The organism is Aeromonas sp. SCS5 (assembly GCF_001887375.1).
In the GTDB taxonomy this organism is placed as follows: Bacteria; Pseudomonadota; Gammaproteobacteria; order Enterobacterales; family Aeromonadaceae; genus Aeromonas; species Aeromonas jandaei.
The window spans coordinates 16,942-38,995 of the sequence record NZ_LFCS01000021.1 but is presented as its reverse complement, the minus strand read 5'-3'; the positions used below and the strand labels follow the sequence as shown (position 1 = coordinate 38,995).

General features: G+C 61.2%; 27 protein-coding genes. 15 read left to right on the top strand and 12 right to left on the bottom strand.

Annotated elements, in window-relative coordinates; translation table 11 throughout:
* Window positions 1–31: 31 nt before the first annotated feature.
* From pgi to coaBC, 5 genes are all read right to left on the bottom strand, one after another.
* Complete coding sequence (gene pgi, locus BS300_RS20240) at window positions 32–1,681, bottom strand: glucose-6-phosphate isomerase (protein WP_005339491.1); 1,650 nt, start codon at window positions 1,679–1,681, stop codon at window positions 32–34.
* 338 nt (window positions 1,682–2,019) lie between these two features.
* Window positions 2,020–2,856, bottom strand: a complete 837-nt coding sequence (locus BS300_RS20235; RefSeq protein WP_041210774.1) for a mechanosensitive ion channel domain-containing protein — start codon at window positions 2,854–2,856, stop codon at window positions 2,020–2,022.
* A 165-nt stretch (window positions 2,857–3,021) separates the two neighbouring features.
* Entirely contained in the window at window positions 3,022–3,618 is a 597-nt protein-coding gene (slmA, locus tag BS300_RS20230) for a nucleoid occlusion factor SlmA (protein WP_005339495.1), read from the bottom strand.
* Between the two features lie 68 nt (window positions 3,619–3,686).
* A complete protein-coding gene (gene dut / locus BS300_RS20225; RefSeq protein ID WP_005339498.1) occupies window positions 3,687–4,145 on the bottom strand; it encodes a dUTP diphosphatase in 459 nt (152 codons plus the stop codon).
* A gap of 81 nt (window positions 4,146–4,226) precedes the next feature.
* The gene (gene coaBC, locus BS300_RS20220) at window positions 4,227–5,429 is read right to left on the bottom strand and encodes a bifunctional phosphopantothenoylcysteine decarboxylase/phosphopantothenate--cysteine ligase CoaBC (protein ID WP_071914933.1); all 1,203 of its coding nucleotides are present in this window, start codon (window positions 5,427–5,429) and stop codon (window positions 4,227–4,229) included.
* 148 nt (window positions 5,430–5,577) lie between these two features.
* Here coaBC and radC point away from each other — a divergent pair, with 148 nt between their 5' ends.
* The 6 genes from radC (at window position 5,578) to BS300_RS20190 (ending at window position 9,249) form a co-directional block, all read left to right on the top strand.
* A complete protein-coding gene (radC, locus tag BS300_RS20215; protein WP_033113596.1) occupies window positions 5,578–6,252 on the top strand; it encodes a DNA repair protein RadC in 675 nt (224 codons plus the stop codon).
* Window positions 6,253–6,388: 136 nt separating this feature from the next.
* Complete coding sequence (gene rpmB / locus BS300_RS20210) at window positions 6,389–6,625, top strand: 50S ribosomal protein L28 (RefSeq protein WP_005307492.1); 237 nt, start codon at window positions 6,389–6,391, stop codon at window positions 6,623–6,625.
* Between the two features lie 11 nt (window positions 6,626–6,636).
* Window positions 6,637–6,804, top strand: a complete 168-nt coding sequence (rpmG, locus tag BS300_RS20205; RefSeq protein WP_005307500.1) for a 50S ribosomal protein L33 — start codon at window positions 6,637–6,639, stop codon at window positions 6,802–6,804.
* A 93-nt stretch (window positions 6,805–6,897) separates the two neighbouring features.
* Window positions 6,898–7,353 (top strand): hypothetical protein, encoded by a 456-nt coding sequence (locus BS300_RS20200; RefSeq protein WP_071914931.1) that lies wholly within the window; start codon window positions 6,898–6,900, stop codon window positions 7,351–7,353.
* Window positions 7,354–7,387: 34 nt separating this feature from the next.
* Window positions 7,388–8,200, top strand: a complete 813-nt coding sequence (gene mutM / locus BS300_RS20195; protein WP_041210777.1) for a bifunctional DNA-formamidopyrimidine glycosylase/DNA-(apurinic or apyrimidinic site) lyase — start codon at window positions 7,388–7,390, stop codon at window positions 8,198–8,200.
* A gap of 176 nt (window positions 8,201–8,376) precedes the next feature.
* The gene (locus BS300_RS20190) at window positions 8,377–9,249 is read left to right on the top strand and encodes a VirK/YbjX family protein (RefSeq protein WP_071914929.1); all 873 of its coding nucleotides are present in this window, start codon (window positions 8,377–8,379) and stop codon (window positions 9,247–9,249) included.
* A gap of 73 nt (window positions 9,250–9,322) precedes the next feature.
* On the opposite strand, the gene coaD is transcribed toward BS300_RS20190, so the two are convergent.
* Window positions 9,323–9,808, bottom strand: a complete 486-nt coding sequence (gene coaD / locus BS300_RS20185) for a pantetheine-phosphate adenylyltransferase (protein ID WP_071914926.1) — start codon at window positions 9,806–9,808, stop codon at window positions 9,323–9,325.
* Window positions 9,809–9,942: 134 nt separating this feature from the next.
* Here coaD and BS300_RS20180 point away from each other — a divergent pair, with 134 nt between their 5' ends.
* Complete coding sequence (locus BS300_RS20180; protein ID WP_071914924.1) at window positions 9,943–10,980, top strand: glycosyltransferase family 9 protein; 1,038 nt, start codon at window positions 9,943–9,945, stop codon at window positions 10,978–10,980.
* Between the two features lie 333 nt (window positions 10,981–11,313).
* Here the strand turns inward: BS300_RS20180 and BS300_RS20175 are convergent, their stop codons facing one another.
* A complete protein-coding gene (locus tag BS300_RS20175) occupies window positions 11,314–12,090 on the bottom strand; it encodes a glycosyltransferase family 2 protein (RefSeq protein ID WP_031227896.1) in 777 nt (258 codons plus the stop codon).
* Between the two features lie 208 nt (window positions 12,091–12,298).
* On the opposite strand from BS300_RS20175, the gene waaF reads away from it, so the two are divergent.
* Window positions 12,299–13,333, top strand: coding sequence for a lipopolysaccharide heptosyltransferase II (gene waaF / locus BS300_RS20170; protein ID WP_071914922.1), 1,035 nt, complete (start codon window positions 12,299–12,301; stop codon window positions 13,331–13,333).
* Window position 13,334: 1 nt separating this feature from the next.
* Window positions 13,335–14,600 carry a lipid IV(A) 3-deoxy-D-manno-octulosonic acid transferase gene (gene waaA, locus BS300_RS20165; RefSeq protein ID WP_071914921.1) on the top strand — a complete coding sequence of 422 codons (1,266 nt, stop codon included), beginning with the start codon at window positions 13,335–13,337 and terminating at the stop codon, window positions 14,598–14,600.
* Between the two features lie 78 nt (window positions 14,601–14,678).
* On the opposite strand, the gene BS300_RS20160 is transcribed toward waaA, so the two are convergent.
* From BS300_RS20160 to BS300_RS20150, 3 genes are read right to left on the bottom strand one after another with little or no spacing between them, the layout of a single operon-like run.
* Entirely contained in the window at window positions 14,679–15,938 is a 1,260-nt protein-coding gene (locus BS300_RS20160; protein WP_071914948.1) for a PTS ascorbate transporter subunit IIC, read from the bottom strand.
* A 51-nt stretch (window positions 15,939–15,989) separates the two neighbouring features.
* Entirely contained in the window at window positions 15,990–16,277 is a 288-nt protein-coding gene (locus BS300_RS20155; protein WP_005356014.1) for a PTS sugar transporter subunit IIB, read from the bottom strand.
* 35 nt (window positions 16,278–16,312) lie between these two features.
* On the bottom strand, window positions 16,313–16,756 hold the full coding sequence (locus BS300_RS20150) for a PTS sugar transporter subunit IIA (protein ID WP_071914919.1): 444 nt from the start codon (window positions 16,754–16,756) through the stop codon (window positions 16,313–16,315).
* A 251-nt stretch (window positions 16,757–17,007) separates the two neighbouring features.
* On the opposite strand from BS300_RS20150, the gene BS300_RS20145 reads away from it, so the two are divergent.
* The 4 genes from BS300_RS20145 to BS300_RS20135 all read left to right on the top strand — a co-directional run bounded on the left by BS300_RS20145 (window position 17,008) and on the right by BS300_RS20135 (window position 19,715).
* Entirely contained in the window at window positions 17,008–18,030 is a 1,023-nt protein-coding gene (locus BS300_RS20145; RefSeq protein WP_041210783.1) for a LacI family DNA-binding transcriptional regulator, read from the top strand.
* Window positions 18,031–18,064: 34 nt separating this feature from the next.
* Window positions 18,065–19,045, top strand: a complete 981-nt coding sequence (locus BS300_RS20140) for an MDR family oxidoreductase (RefSeq protein WP_071914917.1) — start codon at window positions 18,065–18,067, stop codon at window positions 19,043–19,045.
* 73 nt (window positions 19,046–19,118) lie between these two features.
* Window positions 19,119–19,244, top strand: a complete 126-nt coding sequence (locus tag BS300_RS21560) for a hypothetical protein (protein WP_255940094.1) — start codon at window positions 19,119–19,121, stop codon at window positions 19,242–19,244.
* A 138-nt stretch (window positions 19,245–19,382) separates the two neighbouring features.
* Window positions 19,383–19,715 (top strand): DUF2799 domain-containing protein, encoded by a 333-nt coding sequence (locus BS300_RS20135; protein ID WP_071914915.1) that lies wholly within the window; start codon window positions 19,383–19,385, stop codon window positions 19,713–19,715.
* Between the two features lie 18 nt (window positions 19,716–19,733).
* Here the strand turns inward: BS300_RS20135 and BS300_RS21250 are convergent, their stop codons facing one another.
* Window positions 19,734–19,898: a hypothetical protein gene (locus tag BS300_RS21250; RefSeq protein ID WP_104016832.1), complete on the bottom strand. Its 165-nt coding sequence runs from the start codon at window positions 19,896–19,898 to the stop codon at window positions 19,734–19,736.
* 111 nt (window positions 19,899–20,009) lie between these two features.
* Window positions 20,010–20,447: a flagellar basal body-associated FliL family protein gene (locus tag BS300_RS20130; protein WP_033113609.1), complete on the bottom strand. Its 438-nt coding sequence runs from the start codon at window positions 20,445–20,447 to the stop codon at window positions 20,010–20,012.
* Between the two features lie 145 nt (window positions 20,448–20,592).
* Between BS300_RS20130 and BS300_RS20125 the strand changes: the two genes are divergently transcribed.
* Together BS300_RS20125 and ubiA are read left to right on the top strand one after the other, a co-directional pair.
* Entirely contained in the window at window positions 20,593–21,129 is a 537-nt protein-coding gene (locus BS300_RS20125; protein ID WP_043851864.1) for a chorismate lyase, read from the top strand.
* Entirely contained in the window at window positions 21,126–21,995 is an 870-nt protein-coding gene (gene ubiA, locus BS300_RS20120) for a 4-hydroxybenzoate octaprenyltransferase (protein WP_071914913.1), read from the top strand. Before BS300_RS20125 ends, ubiA begins: the two co-directional genes overlap by 4 nt.
* The last annotated feature ends 59 nt before the right edge of the window (window positions 21,996–22,054 follow it).

Genomic DNA, 22,054 nt, shown 5'->3' with positions numbered 1-22,054 from the left:
GGGGCTTTTGCATTCAGAAAGGCCGGATAAATCAGGCTTTCCACGCTTTCCAGGTGTTGATCAGACCGTTGGTGGAGCAGTCGTGGCTGGTGACAGCCTCGTTGTTGCCCAGCTCCGGCAGGATCTTGTTGGCCAGCTGTTTGCCCAGCTCCACGCCCCACTGGTCGAAGCTGAAGATGTTCCAGATTGCGCCCTGTACGAAGATCTTGTGCTCGTACATGGCGATCAGGGCACCCAGGGTTTTCGGGGTCAGGCTCTTGAACAGGATGGAGTTGGTCGGGCGGTTGCCTTCGAATACCTTGAACGGCACCAGATCCTTGACCTGCTCCAGGGTTTTGCCTGCAGCCAGGAACTCGGCTTCAACCTCTTCCTTGCTCTTGCCGAAGGCCAGCGCCTCGGTCTGGGCGAAGAAGTTGGCCAGCAGTTTCGGATGGTGGTCACCGATCGGGTTGTGGCTGATGGCCGGCGCCAGGAAGTCACAGGGGATCAGCTTGGTGCCCTGATGGATCAGCTGGTAGAAGGCGTGCTGGCCGTTGGTGCCCGGCTCACCCCAGATGATGGGGCCGGTCTGGTAGTCAACCGGCTTGCCGTTGCGATCCACGTACTTGCCGTTGGACTCCATGTTGCCCTGCTGGAAGTAAGCAGGGAAGCGGTGCATGTACTGGTCGTACGGCAGAATGGCTTCGGACTCGGCACCGTAGAAGTTGTTGTACCACAGGCCAATCAGCGCCAGCAGCACCGGCACGTTCTGCTCATAGGAGGCAGTGGCGAAGTGCATGTCCATCTCGAAGGCGCCTTGCAGCAGGGCTTCGAAGTTCTCGAAACCGACGGAGAGGGCGATGGGCATGCCGATGGCAGACCAGGAGGAGTAGCGGCCGCCAACCCAGTCCCAGAACTCGAACATGTTGTTGGTGTCGATGCCGAACTCGGCCACAGCCTTGCCGTTGGTGGAGAGGGCTGCGAAGTGCTTGGCAACGTGGGCCTTGTCACCGGCGATGTTGATGAACCAGTCGCGGGCGGTCAGGGCGTTGGTCATGGTCTCCTGGGTGGTGAAGGTCTTGGAGGCCACCAGGAACAGGGTGGTTTCCGGATCGATCTTCTTCAGGGTCTCGGCGATGTGAGTGCCATCGACGTTGGAGACGAAGTGCATCTGCAGGTGGTTTTTGTAGGGACGCAGTGCCTCGGTGATCATTACCGGGCCGAGATCGGAGCCACCGATACCGATGTTGACCACATGCTGGATCGCTTTGCCGGTGTAGCCTTTCCACTCGCCGGAGATGATCTTCTCGCAGAAGCCTTTCATCTTGGCCAGTACGGCGTTCACTTCCGGCATCACGTCCTTGCCGTCGCACTCGATGGGGCGGTCGGAGCGGTTGCGCAGGGCTACGTGCAGTACTGAGCGGCCTTCGGTCATGTTGATCTTGTCGCCATTGAACATGGCATCGATCGCGCTGCGAAGATCGGTCTCTTTGGCCAGATCAACCAGCAACTTGAGGGTTTCTTCGGTGATCAGGTTCTTCGAGTAATCAACCAGGATGTCGCCGCCGAAGGTAAGGGAAAACTTGTCAAAGCGCTTCGGGTCCTGCGCGAACAGATCCTTGAGTCGGGTCTCTTTGTTTGCAGCAAAGTGGGCTTCCAGTGCCTGCCAGGCCTGGGTTTGGGTTGGATTGATGTTTTTCATAGGATTCCTGAAATGCCAAGTTGTGTTTGAACCTTGCAGGCAAGGTCCCGCCAAACCTTATTATCCGAGCATTATAGCGAGCCGGCCGGGCGGCCCGTGTAACAGAGTTTTACCGATTGTCTTTTACCGCAATGGGGCAACCGTCGGGAGTATACAACCAGAACATCGGGATTATGAGTCACGAAAGCAAGGGGGATCTTGCGCTCGCTCATGATTGGGGCTGGCCCGCGGCTCTGAAATTGTTTTCATTCCGCCGGCCTGATTATGCAGCGGATGGCGCGCCAGAAATGACAATGCCAGCCCGAGGGCTGGCATTGTTGATTGCCGCTTTACCGCGATCACGCCTGCGGTTTTTGCATGTGCATCACCATCTGCGGGAAGGGAATTTCGATCCCTTCGGCATCAAAGGTGAGTTTCACCTTCTCGTGGAAGTCGAACCAGACACCCCAGTAGTCGCCGGTCTTGACCCACGGGCGCACCACGATATTGACCGAGGAGTCGGCCAGCGCGGCGACGGCGATGGTGGCAGCCGGATCTTTCAGGATGCGCGGCTCTTCGTTCACCAGACGCTCAAGGATCTGCTTGGCCTTGCGCAGGTCGGAGCCGTAGCCGATACCAAAGGTCATATCGACGCGGCGGGTATCCATGCGCGAGTAGTTGACGATGGTGCCGTTAAGGATGGCGGAGTTCGGTACTACCACCATCTTGTTGTCACCGGAGGTGAGGGTGGTGGTGAACAGCTGAACGGATTGCACCACGCCAGACGTGCCTGCCACTTCGATAAACTCGCCCGCCTTGATGGGGCGGAAGATGATCAGCAGGAAGCCGGCGGCAAAGTTGGAGAGCGAGCCTTGCAGCGCCAGACCGATGGCCAGACCGGCGGCACCGATGATGGCGACGAAGGAGGCGGTCTGCACCCCGACCCGGCCCAGCGCAGCGATCACCACGAACACCAGAATGGCGTACTTGAGGATGCTGCCGACGAAGTGGGTGACTGTGGTGTCGAGCTTGCGCGCCTGCATCACTTTTACCACGCCACCGCTGAGCAGATTGGCTGCGATATAGCCGACCAGCAGGGTGAGCAGGGCGGCCGCGATGTTGACGGCATACTCGATCAGCAGGCCCTGGTTATTGACCAGCCAGGTCTGCGCTTCGGTAATGATTTCGGGTTCCATAGGATGTCCTTTCGGGTGCTAAAGGTTTATGGCGCATGAATCTAACATCGCAGCGCGACAGTCCGGGTCGCATCTGGTGCTTATTTTACTGCCATAAAAAGCTGCCACAAAAAAGAAGGGAGGCCAAGGCCTCCCTTCTTCATGCTCGGTGAAAAGCGCTGCCGCTCAGCTCTGCAGCAGCTGGCTGCGGATAAACTGCCACTGATCCTCGAAGCCGGCGGTAGGCTTGAGTTTGAACTCGGAGCGGACAAACTGGCTGATGCGGCCCTCGGTATAGGCCAGCAGCAGATTGGCCAGCATGGTCTCATCGAGCTGGAAGCCCTGCCCCTCGCGCAGCCGCTTCTCCCGCAGTACCTGCTTGATCTGGGTCTCCAGCTTGTCAAACAGGATGCTGATGCGATCCCGCAGCCGGTCGTGCTCGCCCAACAGGGCATCGCCGTTGAGGATGCGGGTGATGCCGGGATTGCGCTCGGCGAACACCAGCAGTAGCTGCAGGATGTGGTGGCAGCGCGCCATGGTGTCTTTCTCTTCCGCCATGATCAGATTGACCCGTGACAGCAGGGAATCCTCGATAAAGTCGATCAGCCCTTCGAACATCCGCGCCTTGCTTGGAAAGTGTCGATAGAGGGCTGCTTCAGAGACGCCGACCTCGGCCGCCAGACGGGCCGTGGTGATGCGCTGGCCGGGACTGGTTTCCAGCATATGGGCGAGCGCCTGCAGGATCTGATCGCGCCGACTCTGTTTCTGATTACTGCTTGCCATGGATTCCCCTAAAAAAACAATGGCTTGATTCTGTTATTAGGCACCGCCCATCAGGCTGGTGTGGTCTGTTATTGGCGACCAGAAGAACCAAAACCGCCTTCACCCCGTTCGCTCTGGTTGAACTCATCGACCAGTTGGAAGCTGGCCTGAACTACCGGCATGATCACCAGCTGGGCGATGCGCTCGCCAGGTTGCATGGTGAACTCATCCTTGCCGCGGTTCCAGACCGAGACCATCAGCTGACCCTGATAGTCGGAATCGATGAGACCGACCAGGTTGCCCAGCACGATGCCGTGCTTATGGCCGAGACCGGAGCGGGGCAGAATGGTGGCACACAGACCCGGATCCTGGATGTGGATAGCCAGACCGGTCGGTACCAGAGTGGTATCGCCCGGAGCCAGAGTCAGCGGTGCATCCAGCAGAGCGCGCAGGTCCATGCCGGCAGAGCCGGGAGTAGCGTAGGCGGGCAGCGGGTACTCGGTACCGATACGGGCATCCAGAATCTTCAGTTCAATTTGTGTTGTCATGAATCGCTTTTTCAGTTGGATCTTGTGTTGGCGCCCCTCTTGGCAAGGCGGGGCGCCGTGAGTCTTGTTCTTTCGGGGCGCTTAGCGCCGATAGTGACACGCAATCAGGGCAACCAGATGACGGGCCAGCGTCAGCTTGTCGGCCAGCGGCAGAGGCGCCTGGCCCCCTTGCCAGAACACGGTCAGGGCGTTGTCATCGGCGTTGAAGCCTTGCCCCTCGCGGGATACATCGTTGGCGGCGATCATGTCCAACCGCTTACGCTGCAATTTATCGAGGGCGTATTGTTCCACATCCACGGTTTCGGCGGCAAATCCGACAGTGAAGGGTTTGTCTGAAAGGGCGCCGACGGCAGCAATGATGTCGGGGTTTTTCACCAGCTTCACCACCATCTGATCGTTGTCACCGCTCTTCTTGATCTTCTGGCTGGCAACCTGCTCGGGGCGATAGTCAGCAACCGCGGCGCAGCCGATGAAGAGGTCGCATTCGCCCACCCGGCTCATCACCGCCCGATGCATCTGCTCAGCGCTCTCGACATCGACGCGGGTGACCCCTGCCGGCGTGGCCAGCGCTACCGGACCGCTCACCAGCGTCACCTCGGCGCCCGCTTCACGAGCGGCGCGGGCGATGGCGTAGCCCATCTTGCCGGAGCTGTGGTTGCTGATGTAGCGCACCGGATCGAGGGCCTCGCGGGTCGGGCCGGCGGTCAGCAGCAGCTTGACGCCCGCCAGCAAGGGCTCGGCGGCCAGCTGCTGGCAGCAGCGCTCCACCAGTTCGAGGGGATCCAGCATCCGGCCCGGGCCTACATCGCCACAGGCCTGGCTGCCGGAGTCCGGCCCCCACAGCAGGACGCCGCGGCTGGCCAGGGTCTTGAGGTTGGCCTGGGTGGCTGCGTTGAGGTACATCTGCTGGTTCATGGCGGGCGCCAGGGCGACCGGTGCCGGGGTGGCCAGACAGAGGGTGGTGAGCAGTTCGTCGGCCATGCCGGCAGCCATGCGCGCCATCAGGTTGGCGCTGGCGGGGGCGATCAATACCAGATCGGCCCACTTGGCCAGCTCGATATGACCCATGCCCGCTTCGGCAGCCGGATCCAGCAGGCTGTCCGCCACCGGATGGCCGGAGACCGCCTGCAGGGTCAGCGGCGTGATGAACTCCTTGGCGGAGCGGGTCATCACCACCCGCACCTCGGCACCCTGATCTTTCAGACGGCGTACCAGCTCGGCACTCTTGTAGGCGGCGATCCCGCCGCTGACACCCAACAGGATGCGTTTATCGGCCAATCTCATCTGCTGTTTCTCTATCCGGCTCACTTTGACTGGTCGGCTAAGATACCACAGGCAGGGGATGACGACAGGGGTTGGCATCAAGGGGTTGTGGCGGGGAACACGCAAATATTTGCTATGTTTTTCCTCAACAGGGAGAGAGGAGAGACAAATGAGCATCAAGGAGTGGCCGGAAGATGAACGCCCCAGAGAGAAGCTGCTGCGACAGGGGCCGACGGTGCTCAGCGATGCCGAGCTGCTCGCCATCTTCCTGCGCACCGGCGTCAATGGCCTGAGTGCGGTCGATCTCTCCCGTAACCTGTTGAATCAGTTCGGATCGCTGCGCAATCTGCTGGGCGCGGATCAGCGCGCATTCTGCGAGGCACACGGCCTCGGCCCGGCCAAATATGCCCAGTTGCAGGCGGTGCTGGAGATGGCCAAACGCCATCTGGCGCAGCAGTTGCAGCGGGGCGATGCTCTCACCTCACCCCAGCTGACTCGCGACTATCTGCAGGCCCAGTTGCGGGATCGGCCGCGCGAGGTGTTTGCCCTGCTGCTGCTCGACAATCAGCACAGAGTCATTCAATTTGTTGAGCTTTTTTACGGCACAATCGATTCGGCGAGCGTCTGGCCAAGAGAAATCGTGCAGATCGCGCTCAAACATAATGCAGCCGCGGTGATTCTGGCGCATAATCACCCGTCCGGCGTCGCCGAGCCCAGTAGGGCCGACCGCCAGATCACGGATCGGATCACGGCCGCTTTGGCCCTGATCGATATCAGAGTGCTGGATCACTTGGTGATCGGTGATGGCATCACGGTTTCTTTTGCCGAGCGCGGTTGGCTATAACTGTGCTCTGGCACCGTATTAGTTGATCTTTGATCACGGATGCTGTATAAAATGCCGCCTTCTGTTTGCCCCGCAATCGAAGGCCAGCGGGGCAGATATTTGCTCGAGCAATGAAGTAAGATTTGGAGAGACTGACATGTCTAGAGTATGCCAAGTAACCGGCAAGCGCCCGGCAGTTGGTAACAACCGTTCGCACGCTAACAACGCTACCAAGCGTCGTTTCCTGCCGAACCTGCACACTCACCGTTTCTGGGTTGAGAGTGAAAAACGCTTCGTAAGCCTGCGCGTATCCGCAAAAGGCATGCGTATCATCGACAAGCGTGGCGTTGAAGTGGTTCTGGCTGAACTGCGCGCCAGCGGTGTTAAGGTATAAGGAATTAGATCATGGCTAAAGGTATTCGCGAGAAAATTCGCCTGAACTCCAGCGCCGGTACTGGTCACTTCTATACCACTACCAAAAACAAGCGCACCATGCCCGAAAAAATGGAGATCAAAAAGTTTGATCCCGTTGTTCGTCAGCATGTGATCTACAAGGAAGGCAAAATCAAGTAATTACTTGATGCTGCATTCCCAAAAACCCGGCCTTGTGCCGGGTTTTTTTATGCGCCGAATTCAGTACACTGCCGGTTCAAAGGGAGGCTTGCCATGTTCAAACTGAGCCGCAAAGGCTGGAACAATGTGATCATCGTGGTGGTACTGATCGTGATCACCCTGCTGCACCGGCTGGAACTGGCCCAGCAGGAGAACAGCGCCAAACGCGCGCGTCCACTGCTGCCGGAGGATGCGGTGGTGCTCACCTGGCAGGGGCCAAGCTGGCAGATTGAGCGGATCGGCCAGGGCTGGCGCAGCGGGCCGGATCTGGGGCTCGACAGCAATCAGCTGGCGGCCCATATCGAGCGCTGGCAGGGCTGGCTGCTGCCACCCGGCGAAGCGGTACGCGGTACCCCCGTTACCCTCAGGGTGTGGATTGCCGGGCAAAATGACCCGCAGACGATCGCCCTCTATCAGAACAGTGGCCAGTATGGTGCCCAGCTCCCCTCCGGCCTCTGGCTCTCCCTCACTGCCGAGCAGTATCGCGACCTGATGCGTCCTGCCCCCTGATTGTCCACCAGTCGACTCTGTTTGCGAGGTACCAATGCCTGAATTGCCAGAAGTAGAAGTCAGCCGGCAGGGGATCTCTCCCTGGCTTACCGGCATCAAGGTCACCCGAGTGGTGGTGCGCGATGGCCGCCTGCGCTGGCCGGTGCCCGGCGAAATTCAGGAGCTGGTGGATCTGGTGATCCATCGGGTGCGCCGCCGTGCCAAGTATCTGCTGCTGGAGACCGATTTCGGCACTGCCATCCTCCATCTGGGGATGTCCGGCAGCCTGCGGGTGCTGGATATCGGCACCCCGGCCGAGAAGCACGACCACGTGGATATCGAGCTGGAGAATGGCAAGCTGCTGCGGCTCAACGATCCGCGCCGCTTCGGTGCCCTGCTCTGGACCCGCGATCCGGCCGAGGCGCATACCCTGCTGGCCAAGCTGGGGCCGGAGCCGCTCACCGATGCCTTCAATGGTGATTACCTGCGTGAGCGTGCCAAGGGGCGCAGCACTGCCATCAAGCAGTTCCTGATGGACAATCAGGTGGTGGTCGGGGTGGGCAACATCTACGCCAACGAGGCGCTCTTTGCGGCGGGTATCCACCCCAAACGGGCAGCGGGCAATATCAGTGGCGAGCGGCTGGAGAAGCTGGTGGCCGAGATCAAGCGAGTACTGGCCGAAGCCATCAGGCAGGGCGGTACCACCCTCAAGGATTTCACCAGTGCCGACGGCAAGCCTGGCTATTTCGTGCAGCAGCTGCAGGTTTACGGCCGTGGCGGCCAGCCCTGTTTCCACTGTCAGACTTTGCTGAGTGAAGTGAAAATAGGCCAGAGAACCACGGTATTTTGCTCCCATTGCCAGCGTTAAGAGCACTTTTTCACCGAATTTGCGGAAAGTTGTAACAGCGTATTTCCCGGCTGTTGAAGATTTGCACAGTTGTCTCTAGTATCTCGATCGTTCAGGCGGTTTGAGAAATAAAAATGACTGTTAAATCAATAGACTGGGAATATTTATCCCGGCTGGAGCGCTATTGCGCAAAATCCATGGCCTGTTACCTCTATCCAGAGGGAAGCGAGCGCCAGACCTTCAATCGCGGCAAGTTCGTGCTGCGCAGCCTGCTTTACCGCGAGCAGCTGACCCGTGTCTTTACCCTGTTTCAGGCAGAGCCGCTCAAGGCGTTGCCGGCCCGTTATCCCGAGCTGCTCGACAAGCCGATGCGTCCCTATCGCTTCGCCAGTGCCAGTGCCCGCCAGCGGGCCGAGATGCTGGAAAACCACTATCAGCTGCAGCTGAGTTGCTATCCACAGCTGGTCGAGCCGCTCTATCTGGCGGGTGGCATCGAGCTGGGGCGTTATCCCCAGAGCGATTGCCGCATCGTGCTGCGCCATGACGGCACCTTCCGCCGCGAGGCCGAGCTGGCGCTCTCCATCATCGATAGCGAGGGGTTGCGTCTCTACAGCTGCGCCTTCTCGCTGGCTGGCAGCGCCGAGCAGCTGCATCTGGTGATCGGCTCCATGCAGGGGCCGGAACCCGGAGTGGCCAACGCGCAGGATAAGGTGCGCGAGCTGACCAAGGAGGGCCAGGGGCTACGGCCCAAATCCCTGCTGGTGCAACTGGTGCAGCAGCTGGCGCTGGCGATGGGCAGCGGCGAGGTGCTGGCGGTGCGCAAACGGGCCCACGTTTTTCAGGCCAAGCGTTACAGCAGCAAGCAGAAAGCCAACCTGCAAGCCGATTACGACGAGCTGTGGCAGGAGTTTGGCGCGCAGGATGTGGATGCCAACTTTGTTGCCCTGCAGCTGCAGCCGCGCAAGCCGCTGGAGGAGATCGCCTCCAAGAAGCGGGCCATGTACCGGCGCCGTTACGAGTGGCTCGATCAGCTGGAGCTGGCGATCCGCGAGCAGTTTGCCCGCCGCTAGGCGTGCAGTGCGTTGATGCAACAAGGGCTACCCGCGGGTAGCCCTTGTTCGTTTCTGCCCATCAGGGGAGGGATTAGCGCTGCTGCTGTTTGGCGGCGATGGCCTGCGCCACCACGGGGTCGACAAACTGGCGGATGTCGCCACCGTGCAGCGCCACCTCTTTCACCAGAGTGGAGGAGATAAAGGAGTTCTCCTCGGCCGGGGTGAGGAAGACGCTCTCAAGCGTGGGCATCAGGCGGCGGTTCATGTTGGCCAGCTGGAACTCGTACTCGAAGTCGGAGACGGCGCGCAGGCCGCGGATCAGCACGTTGGCCTGATGCTCTTTGGCAAAATCGACCAGCAGCCCGGAGAAGCCGACCACCTTGACGTTGGGAAGCTGGCTGGTCACTTGCTGGACAAGCTGGACACGTTCCGCCAGATCGAACAGCGGGCGCTTGCTCGGGCTGTTGGCGACGCCGACGATCACCTCGTCAAACAGCTTGGCGGCGCGGCCGATCAGGTCGGCATGGCCATTGGTAACGGGATCAAATGTCCCGGGATAGATCACCCTGGTAGTCATCTTTGCGGTCCTGCAACCTGGAAATTTGGTCGCATTATAAGGTCGTCGCTTGAGAATAGCAGTGCATCAGGCAAGAATACGCCATCGCGCATCAAGCCTCCCTGCATTGGTGACAGGGAGCAAAGGGATTTTTTATGAAACGTATTCTGGTCGTTCGCAATGACAAGATTGGTGACTTCATGCTGGCGTGGCCGAGCTTCGCCATGCTCAAAGGCTCCATGGAGTGTCATGTGACTGCCCTGGTTCCGGCCTACACGGCCCCGCTGGCCCGGCTCTGCCCCTGGATTGACGAGGTGATCATCGATCCGGGCGTGCGAGCCGACAAGGAGCAACAGCGGGCACTGCTGGCCCGGATCAAGGCGGCGGCGTTCGACGCGTCCATCTGCCTCTTCTCCAACTCCCGCAACGCCATGCTGGTGTGGAAGGCACACATCCCTTACCGGCTGGCGCCGGCGACCAAGCTGGCGCAGGTGCTCTACAACCAGCGTCTGGTGCAGCGCCGCTCCCGCTCCCAGAAGCCGGAGTCCGAGTACAATCTGGAGCTGATCCGTCGCTTCCTGACCGATCATCAGGTCGCCGTGGTGGAGCCCAGGACTCCCTTCCTCAGTTTCGATGAGGCGAGCCTGCAGCAGGTGCGCGAGCAGCTGGCGGCCAAGCTCAAGCTCGATGCCAGCCGCCCCTGGCTGATGGTACACGCCGGCAGCGGTGGTTCGGCCAACAACCTCTCCATCGAGCAGTACGCCCGCATCATCATCAAGCTGAACCAGGCCTGCCCCGAGCTGCAGTGCGTGCTCACCGCTGGCCCTGGCGAGGAGAAGATGGCCGAACAGCTGGCGGCCGAGCTACTGGCCCACGGTGGCAACGGCTGGATCTACCGCTCCAGCGACGGTCTGCCGATGTTCTGTCAGGTGCTGGCCAACGCCGCTTTGTTTATCGCCGGCAGTACCGGCCCGCTCCATATCGCCGGGGCGCTCGACGTGCCGACCATCGGCTTCTTCCCGATGCGCCGCTCCGCCACCCCGCTGCGCTGGAAGCCCCTCAACAGCGAAGGACGTCACCTCGCCTTCAGCCCGCCCGAGGACAGCGACCATCCGGAGGATATGAGCCAGCTCGATCCCAAGGCCATGGTGCCGGAGATGGCCCGCTGGGCGGCGCCCTTCTGGCGCAAATAACCTATGTAGCAATGCAGACAGGGCCCCGCGGGGCCCTGTTTTGTATGGTGATGATCGCCGCTGATAGACCCGCAGATCGGACATTGCCCCCGACAGCCCTTTTACGCCCCTCTCAGTACCCCGCTGACACGGTTCCTGCCGGTATAAGCTGGAGTTGGGTCATGTAAGCAAAAACCATAAATTCAGCTTATAGCGATCGAGTTAACCCCTGTCGCCTCCTGTCATGGCCATTGCGCGCCCTGCAAGGGCTCCGCCCGATCTGCCACCATGCAATTCGCCCCTTGTTCCGCTGGAACAAGGGGCGAATTGACGAACTTGCGGTGGGGGACGGCGCTACTCCGGCTGCTGCGGTTGCTGGCGCACCCAGAGGTCGGCGTATTTGACGAAGGTGGAGTGGGCGGAGAGGATCGCCAGCAGCAACCCCTGCTTGCCATCGAGGAAGCCTGCCTTGAGCAGATACATCTTGATGAAGCAGCCGACGGCATGCATCAGCCCCTGACTGAGGGAGCCCTTCTTGCCGCGAGCGGTGCGCTGATCGGCCCAGGCGCGGGCATAACCGGCCGATTTGACCAGATAGTGCTCCAGATCCCGATAGGTAAAGTGGTGCAGGTCGCCGTAGAGGTTGACGATCTTCATGTTGGCGCGCACTTCCACCTTCTCGTGCACCAGCGCCTCGTTGTAGCTGGTGAGTGCCTTGGGATAGAGGCGCAGCACCCGATCCGGATACCAGCCACTGTGGCGGATAAAGCGGCCAAAGACCCAGGAGAGGCGCGGCAGCGAGTAGATGGTGTCGCTGGCCGGATTGGCCATCACGTTGGCGATGGCGGTTTTCAGCTCGGGGGTGAGTCGCTCGTCGGCATCCAGCCACAGTACCCAGTCGGACTGCACATGGGACTGGGCCAGTCGGCGCTGCTTGCCAAAACCGGGCCACTTGGCGTTGACGAAGAAACGGGCACCAAATTCGGCGGCGATGGCCGGGGTCTCGTCCTGACTGCCGGAGTCCAGAATGACGATCTCGTCCACCAGTCCGTCGAGGGAGGCGAGGCACTTGCGCAGGTTGTCGGCTTCATTCTTGACGATCAGAACGGCAGCCAGAGTCGGTTTTTTCACGAAATGGGGCTCTCGGTTGTTGCCCGTCTGGCGGGACATGCTCGAATTGGCGCCCATTCTAGCCTAAAAGCGTGGCCGGGGCATGACCCGGGTGGCGGCTGGCCGAGGCGACTACCAAGGATCTTCTGTTATTTATCCGACCATTCTTGGGGCATAATCTCGCCCAGTGATGATTAACCGCCGGGCCAGACCCGAGAGAAGACGCGTAATGAAAATATTGGTGATCGGCCCCTCCTGGGTCGGCGACATGGTGATGTCCCAGAGTCTCTACAAGGCGATCAAGGCCAACCATCCGGAGAGCGAGCTGCACGTGATGGCCCCCGCCTGGTGCTGCGCCCTGCTGGAGCGGATGCCGGAGGTGGACAAGGCGATCACCATGCCCCTCGGCCACGGTGACTTCAAGCTGGTGGCGCGCCGCCGCCTCGGCAAACAGCTGGCAGCCGAGAAGTACGATCAGGCCATCGTCCAGCCCAACTCCATGAAGTCGGCGCTGATCCCCTGGTTTGCCCGCATTCCGGTGCGTACCGGCTGGAAAGGGGAGCACCGCTTCGGCCTGCTCAACGATATGCGCAGCAACAAATCCGCCTTCCCGCTGATGGTGGAGGGCTATCTGGCGCTCGCCTATCCCAAGGCGCAGATGAAGAGCCGGGCCGATATTCCGACAATTCCCCACCCCTCTCTGCACGTCGATCTGGTCAACCAGAGCAAGGCACTGGAGCGACTGGGGCTGGATCGCGCCCGTCCGGTGCTGGTGCTCTGCCCCGGTGCCGAGTTCGGCCCGGCCAAGCGCTGGCCGGAGGGACACTACGCCGTGGTGGCCCAGCAGCATCTGGACGAAGGGTGGCAGGTGTGGATCTTCGGCTCCAACAAGGATGTGCCGGTGGCCAATACCATCCGGGATCGGGTCAACCTGCTGACTCGCCCCAACTGCCACGTGCTGGCGGGAAAGACCAGCCTGCACGAGGCGATCGATCTGATGGCGCTGGCCAGCCGGGTCATCTCCAACGACTCCGGCCTGATGCACATCGCCGCCGCCCTCAACCGGCCGCTGGTGGGCGTCTATGGCTCCACTTCGCCGCTCTACACCCCGCCGCTGGCGGATCGGGTCGAGATCGTCCACACCGACATCGAGTGCCGCCCCTGCTTCAAGCGCACCTGCAAGTTCGGCCATCTCAAGTGCCTGATCGACCTGGCGCCGGAGCAGGTGGTCGATGCCTGCAAGAAGCTGGAGCAGAGTCAGTAAGATGCCCTACCGTCTGCTCTACAACCTGCTGATCCATCTGGGATTGCCGCTGGCGCTGCTGGCCCTCTACAAGCCGAAGAAAGGCAAGCCCGGCTTTGGCAAGCGCTGGGCCGAGCATCTCGGGCGGCTGCCCGCCACCGAACAGGAGGCGCCGCTCTGGATCCATGCGGTGAGCGTGGGGGAGACGCTGGCCATCACGCCGCTCATTCGCGCCCTCAAGGCGGAGCGGCCCGATCTGCCGATCCTGCTCACCACCACCACCCGCACCGGCGCCGATCAGGCTGCCAAGCTGGGGGATCTGGTGATCCATCGCTACGCGCCGCTCGACTACCCCTGGGCCATTGCGGCCTTTCTCGACACCTTCAAGCCGCGCGCGCTCTGGGTGATGGAGACCGAGCTGTGGCCTAACTGGCTGGCCGCCTGCGAGGCGCGCCACCTGCCGGTGACCATCATCAACGCCCGCCTCTCCGAGCGTTCCTGCCAGCGTTATGCCCGCTTCCACGGCGCTTTCGACGCACTGAGCCGGCCGTTGACCCATCTGCTCTGTCAGCATCAGGATGACGCCGACCGCTTCGCCCGCCTCGGCATCGAGCGTTCGCGGCTGGCGGTGACCGGCTCCATCAAGTTCGACATCCAGTTTGGTGACGAGGTGCAGACCAAGGGGCGCGCCCTGCGCCAGCAGCTGGGCGCCGAGCGGCCGGTCTGGATCGCCGCCAGTACCCATCTGGGTGAGGATGAGCAGGTGCTGGCCGCCTTCGATCTGCTGCTCAAACGCCATCCCGACGCGCTGCTCATTCTGGTGCCGCGCCACCCCGAGCGGTTCGACCGGGTGGCCGAGCTGTGTGCCCCTTACGGCTGCGTGCGGCGCACCAGTCATGCTGCGGTTGGAGCACAGGATAAGGTCTATCTCGGCGATACCATGGGCGAGCTGCCGCTGATGCTGGCGGCGGCCGATGTGGCCTTCGTTGGCGGCAGTCTGGTGAAGATCGGCGGTCACAACCTGCTGGAGCCGGCGGCCCTCGGCAAGCCTTGCCTGACCGGCCCTGCCTACTTCAACTTCAGCGACATTACCCGCCAGCTGGTGGCTCAGGGGGGCGCCGCCATCGTGGCCAATGCCGCCGAGCTGGGCGAGCGGGTGAGCCAGCTGTTTGCCGACGGCAACGCCCGCCGCGAGATGGGGGAGCAGGCCCGCGCCGTGGTGCTGCGCAATCAGGGTGCGCTGGCACGTACTCTCTCGCACTGCCTCACTGCGCTGGAGAACGACTGAGTGTCAGCCTTTCATACAGCCCGGCCATAAAAAAACGGAGCGCGATGCGCTCCGTTTTGTTTTTGGCGGTGACCGGAATTAGCGAACGATCAGCCCCAGCAGGATGCCGACCACACCGAAGTCGGAGTCGCTGAAGGTGGTGTTGGCAAAGCCGAGGTCGCCCAGCACCGGCAGCAGGAACACCGGCAGAATGGTGAGCAGCAGCAGGCCGTTGGCGAAGGAGCCCAAAATGGCGCCGCGACGACCACCGGTGGCGTTGCCGAAGACCCCGGCAGCGGCGCCGACGAAGAAGTGCGGTACCACGCCCGGGATGATGACGGTCAGGCCCATGGCGTAGAGCAGCGCCATCCCCACCAGACCGGCGGCAAAGCTCGACAGGAAGCCGATCAGCACGGCGTTGGGGGCGTAGGGGAAGACGATGGGGCAGTCGAGTGCCGGCTTGGCGTTCGGTACCAGTTTGTCTGAGATACCCTTGAAGGCCGGTACGATCTCGGCGATGACCATCCGCACACCTTGCAGGATGACGTAGACGCCCGCCGCGAAGGTGATGGACTGCATCAGGGAGAACATGAACCAGTGCTTGCCCTTGGCGACGCTGGAGACAAACTCGGGGCCGGCGAAGGCGGAGGTCACCAGGAAGATGATGCCCATGGTGAAGGAGATGGCCACCGGGGTATCGCGCAGGAACAGCAGGCTCTTGGGTACCTGCACATCTTCGCAGCTGTGGGCCTTGTTGCCGAACTTGGCGCCGATCAGGGCGGAGAGCACGTAGGAGCAGGTGGAAAAGTGGCCCAGTGCCACGTCATCTGAGCCGGTGATCTGCTTCATGAAGGGGTGGGCGATGGCCGGGAAGAAGACCATGGCGACGCCGACCACCAGACTGCCCACCGCGATCAGCGGCACGCCGCTCATGCCGCCGGCAGAGAGGATCACCGCCACCATCATCGACATGAACAGGGTGTGGTGACCGGTCAGGAAGATGAATTTCCACGGAGTCAGACGGGCGATCAGGATATTCACCAGCATGGCGAAGAACATGATCATCGCCATCTCCTTGCCAAACGAGGTTTGGGCGATGGAGACGATGGCCTCGTTGTTGGGGACGACCCCCTTGATGCCGAAGGCGTGCTGGAAGATAACGGCGAAGTCACCCAGCGAGTTGATCACCAGGGTGGCACCGGCCCCCAGAATGACGAAACCCATGATGGTTTTGACCGTGCCCTTGATGCACTCGGTCACCGGTTTCTGCTGGGCAATCAGGCCGATAAGCGCGATCAGGCCGACCAGCACGGCGGGCTCGGACAGCACGTCAAACATCAGAAAGTTGAAAAATTCCATGGTCAGCTCCTGGCAATGGAAGATGCGGCCCGCAGGCCGCATGGAGGATCCTTAGAGGGCGCCCAGTTCGCGCAGGGCGGTGGCGAGCTTCTCTTTCATCGCGGCCTTGTCGACCATGTTGTCGAGGGCCACCAGACGGCCGTTGACGCCCATGGATTGCAGCTGCTCGGCGATGTCGCGGGTGGCGACAAAGATCTCGGCGGTTTCGCTGCCGGCGGAGGCCAGATCGCGGTGATCCACCTCGGCGGTGACAGCCAGCTCTTTCAGGATGCTCTTGATGCTCATCTCCATCATCAGGCTGGTGCCCAGACCGTGACCGCATACAACCAGAATTTTCATTGTCTCTTCCTCTGTCAGGTGCGCCGTGGCGCAGATCAGTAGCGCGCCAGAATGCGCAGGATGTCGTCTTTGGTGTCGGCCGCAATGATGGCCGCCACGTCCTCTTCATTCATAAACAGCTCGGCCAGCTGGGCGATGGTCTCCACGTGGGAGTTGCTGTCGCTGGCGGCCAGGGTGATCAGCAGCCGGATCGGGTCGTTGCCCTGGGAATCAAAGTTGACCCCCTGCTTGATGACGGTCAGCCCCAGACCCAGCCGGTTGACTCCGTCCTCGGGGCGAGCGTGGGGCATCGCCAGACCGGGGCCCAGTACGTAGTAGGGGCCGAGCTCCTCATGAGAGCGAAACAGCGCCGCCACGTAGGAGGGTTCGATGGTGCCATTGGCCAGCAGGGGCGCCGTGGCCAGCTCGATGGCGTGGCGCCAGTCGCGGGCTGCGGGTTCGATGCGGATGACATCCTCGGTCAGCAGTTGAGTCAGCATGGTAGTGATCCGGCTAGTTAAGATGGCGCCAATCTATCGATCTTGCGGTGGTGATACTGTGAGGGTGATCGCGAAAGTTAGCGCTATCAGATAGCGCTAACATGAAACTGTGATAGCGCTATCACTTCACCCATTAACGGGAGCCATCCTGCCCCTGCGGTAGGGGAAAGAGAGTAGAATCGGCCCTGAGCAAATAGTCAGTGGCGCTCTTTTGCCTTAAAGTGAGCAGCCGCAAGCCGAGGAAGGGATGGATGTCAGAAGCGAAAAAGCGCCGTAGCACGGGTCGGGTGACCCTCAACGATGTGGCCCAGCTGGCCGGAGTGGGGGCCATGACGGTCTCCCGTGCCCTGCGCACCCCCGAACTGGTCTCCGACAAGATGCGCGAGCGTATCGAAGCCGCGGTGGAAGAGCTCGGCTATATCCCCAATCGTGCCGCCGGTGCGCTGGCGTCGGGTATCTCCCAGACCATAGTGGTCATAGTGCCCAGTCTGGCGGATGCCGGTTGTGGCGAGATGATTGCGGGCCTGCAACAGGCCCTGCTCGACGAGGGTTATCAGATCATGCTGGGGGATGCCCAGCATCTGAAACAGCAGGAAGAGAGCTTGCTGACCAGCTTCTTGCAGCACAATCCGGCGGCGGTGGTGCTGTTTGGTGGCGATCCCGGCGAGACGATCCGTGCCCGCCTGAAAGCTGCCCGTTTGCCGGTGGTGGAGGTGGGTGCCATGGCCCGCAGCCCCATCGACATGAATGTGGGAGTCTCCAACTTCGATGCTGGTTATGAGTTGACCCGCCACCTGATCGAACGTGGCTATCGCAATATCGGTTTTCTCTGTGCCCGTCAGGAGCAGTGGATGCTGCAACAGCGGATGCAGGGCTGGCACAAGGCGCTGCTCGACAACTACCTCTCTCCCGATGCCATCATCAACACCTCGGAGCGCCCCAACTTCAGCACGGGGGCGACCATGCTGGGTGAATTCCTGCTGCGCTGGCCAGAGCTCGATGCACTTATCTGCGTCAACGACGAGCTGGCGGCCGGCGTGCTGTTCGAGTGTCAGCGTCGCCATTTGAATGTGCCGGGCAAACTCGCCATCGCCGGATTTGATGATCTGGATGTGGCGCGCGCCTGTTATCCGACCCTGACCTCGGTTCGGATCCCCTATCGCAAAATGGGGCAGGAGGCCGCCGGGCTGATCCTGCGCCAACTGGCCGGAGAGCTGGTAACCGGTACGGCACTGGCTCTCGATTTTCAGCTGCAAAAGCGCCAAAGCAGCTAACCGTTCCGTTTCAATCCCCATCAAAGAGGCAACCATGTTCAAGGCTCTGTTACTGGAAAACCAAGACGGCAAGACCATTCCGACCCTGACCCGACTGACCGAGAGCCAGTTGCCGGAGGGAGAGGTGCGGGTAGCGGTGAGCTACAGCTCCATCAACTACAAGGACGGGCTGGCCATCACCGGCAAGGGCAAGATTGTGCGTCAGTGGCCGCTGGTGCCCGGCATCGACTTCGCCGGTACCGTGCTCGAGTCTGCCGACAGCCGCTATCAGCCCGGCGACAAGGTGGTGCTGACCGGTTGGGGCGTGGGCGAAGGGCACTGGGGCGGCATGGCCGAACAGGCGCGGGTCAAGGGCGACTGGCTGGTGCCGCTGCCCGCCGGGCTCGATGAGCGGCAAGCCATGTGCATCGGCACCGCCGGACTTACCGCCATACTCTGCGTGCTGGCGCTGGAAGAGGCGGGCATTACCCCGGCAAGCGGTGAGGTGCTGGTCACCGGTGCGGCAGGCGGTGTGGGGGCCACCTCGGTCGCCCTGCTGGCGGCCCTTGGCTATCAGGTGGCGGCGCTGACCGGCCGCCCCGAAGAGCAGGGTGCCATGTTGACTGCGCTCGGTGCCAGCCGCATCGTGCCGCGCAGCGAGCTTCTGGAGCCTGCCAAACCGCTGGAGAAACAGTTGTGGGCCGGTGCCATCGATACTGTCGGCAGTCAGGTACTGGCCAAACTGCTGGCCCAGATGAACTACGGCGGTGCCGTGGCCGCCTGCGGGCTGGCGGGGGGCTTCGATCTACCGACCAGCGTGATGCCCTTTATCCTGCGCAATGTACGGCTGCAGGGGGTCGATTCGGTGATGTGCCCGCTGGCACGTCGTCAACTGGCGTGGCAGCGACTGGCACGGGATCTGCCAGCCAGCTTCTTTGCTCAGGCGGTCACCGAGATCGGGCTGGAGCAGGTAGTCGAGGCTGCCGAGGCCATCACGCTGGGTCAAATCGCGGGGCGCACTCTGGTCAAACTTTGAACTCTGACGACTGGCGAGCCCGACATTTCCGGATAAAATTGGATTGCGGGTGAACTATCCAAGGAGAGTGAAGATGGGTGGACACAAGCCGGATTACGACTCGTCAGACGATGATTGGGAGCCGGAATCCTGGGAAGAGGAGCTGGATCAGTGGGAAGACGAAAGCTGGCAGGATGATGACCCTTTCGATGACCAGTGAACCACAGCATTGAATGAACAGGCGGGCATTGTGCCCGCCTGATTTTTTTTGCGGCGCTCACAGGGCTGGCGTGTGCCTCTTGTGGTCACCGGGTGGCTGGATAAGAATGAACTGCTCAAACGACACTCAAGGATGACTATGCGACTCACCATCATACTGCTGGCAGCCCTGCTGGGTGGCTGCGCCTCCAACAACGATCCCTGCGAGAAGGTGTGGAGCGATGTCGGGGAGGCGGATGGCAAGGTGGGGTTCACCGCCGATCGGGTCGAGTTCCATCAGGCCCAGTGCGGCAAGAAGGTGGATAGCGAACTGTGGGAGCAGGGACGCCAGAAAGGGCTGGCCTGGTATTGTCGCCCGGAGCACCTCTATCTGGCCGGCCGCTCCGGTGGAGAGTATCGCGGCGTTTGCCCGAACGACATGCAGGCCCGCCGGCTGTTCGAACAGGGACGGCAGGGGTGGACGGATCAATAACGTCCTGACGGGGAGGCGTTACTCCTCTTTCAGCCGCAGCGGCTGGCAGAGGTAGCCTTTCTCGTTGGCGCTGCGGGCACATTTGCCGCAGACGAATTTGGGCTTGCGGATTATCTTGCGCAGCGCTTTGAGATCAGTGGGGATTTCGTGGCGGCGCCACTCACACAGGGTCTTGCTGCCCATAACGATTACCTCTACGACTCGACGGGCGTATTGTAATCAATTTTCATTTCGAATAAACGACAAACCCGCCAGCCGGGGAGAATCCCTGCTGGCGGGTTTGCGAATGAAACGTTACTGGTAGAGGAATTTGGTGAAGATGAGCTCGCGCACCGCTTTCTTGCCGGTCTCTTTCACCAGCAGCTCGTTTGCCTTGGCTTCGCACTCCTTGCGCAGCTCTTCGCGGCTGACCAGAGACTTGATCTGGTCAGCACTCTTGCTGCCCATCAGGCGGATGATGGCGTCGCGGATCAGCGGATCATGCTGCTCCAGCAGCTTGAGGTCGCCCTCGTTGGCTGCCATCAACTCTACCGTCACCCGGACGTAGCCAAGGGTTTTGCCATCGCTCAGGTAGTTGGTGATGATGTCCGGATCGAGCAGGTGATAGTAGAAGCCGGGTTTGGGAGCGGCGGCCGCTTCTCCCTCTGCGGGCGGCTCCTCTCCTCCGGAGGCATAGACCTGAAGTGCACCGCAGCTCAGCAACAATACCAGCAGAAATTTGAATAGCTTCATATGGATGGCTCATCAGCAAGAGATACCCCATTTTTGATGCTGCCATCGGGGCCGTCAAGCACGGATGTTCTTACATTTCGCGATTGATTTACGGATAATAAACCGGATTTTAACCTGAACACGGAAATCTCTGGATGGTGATGTTGTGAAGTCCGAGTTGACTGTTCCCCTCACACTCTCGGGTAGCTGGCTGGCTCCGGAAAGTTGTGAATTGCCAGCCTCGCTGCGCCCCTGGTTGCTGGAGCCGGGCTCAATGACCCGGCGGCTGCGCCAGCACAATAGCCACTTTTCGGTGGAGTGGCTTGGCAATCATCAGGTCTCTCTCACTGCCGATGAGCAGTGGCTGGTGGATGCGCCCACCCCGGCCGGGATCTGCCGCGAGGTGATCCTGCACGGCGATCGGGGGCCGGCGGTTCTGGGCTGGACCCTGTTTGCCGATGTGGCGCTGGAGGGAAGCGGGCTGGCCGATCTTGGCGAGCAGCCGCTCGGCGAGCGGATATTCGGCCACGAGCCGGCGCGGCGCGATCATCTGCAAGTGGCGCGCTTCGAGATCGCCGCCAACCCCCGCTGTCCGGCAGCCGTGGTCTGGGGGCGCCGCTCCCGCCTGTTTCTGGGGCCGTGGCCACTGCTGGTGCACGAGCTGTTTCTGCCTTCTCTCGTCTGTAACAAGGAGCTGGAGTGAATCTGTTGACCAAGGAGCGAGGGCTGGCCTATATGCAGTTGGCTCGCATCGACAAACCCATCGGTACCCTGCTGCTGCTGTGGCCCACCCTCTGGGCGCTCTGGCTAGCGGCAGGTGGTGTCCCCAATCTCTGGAACCTCATCGTTTTTGCCGTGGGCGTTTTTCTGATGCGCTCGGCTGGTTGCGTCATCAACGACTATGCGGATCGCGACTTCGATGGCCATGTCAAACGCACCTCCGGGCGCCCGCTGCCGACCGGCAGGGTCGATCCACGCGAGGCGCTGGCGCTCTTCTTCGTGCTGGCGCTCATCTCGTTTGCTCTGGTGCTGACCATGAACCCGCTCACCATCAGCCTGTCGTTTATCGCTCTGTTGCTGGCGGTCTGCTACCCCTTCATGAAGCGGCTCATCTCCAACCCGCAGTTTGTGCTCGGGCTGGCCTTCTCCTGGTCGATCCCCATGGCTTATGCGGCGCAGGCCAATGCTCTGCCCCTGGTTGCCTGGCTGCTCTTCCTGGCCAACCTGCTCTGGACCATCGCCTATGACACCCAGTACGCCATGGTGGATAGGGACGATGACCTCAAGCTCGGTCTCAAATCGAGCGCCATCCTGTTTGGCCGCAACGACAAGCGGATCATCGGGGCGTTGCAACTGGGCACCCTGCTGATCATGCTGGTGGTTGGCCAGCTGATGGCGCTGGGGGGCTGGTATTACTGGGGATTGCTGGGGGCTGGCGTGCTCTTCGTCTACCAGCAGCGGCTGATCCGCGAGCGTGAGCGTGAAGCCTGCTTCAAGGCGTTTCTCAACAACAACTATGTAGGGGCGCTGATCTTCATCGGCGTGGTGCTCGATTACCTGCTGGCGTGACCTGTTCCCGCGCAAACTCCGATAAAAAGAAGGCCGCATCATGCGGCCTTCTTTGTTTG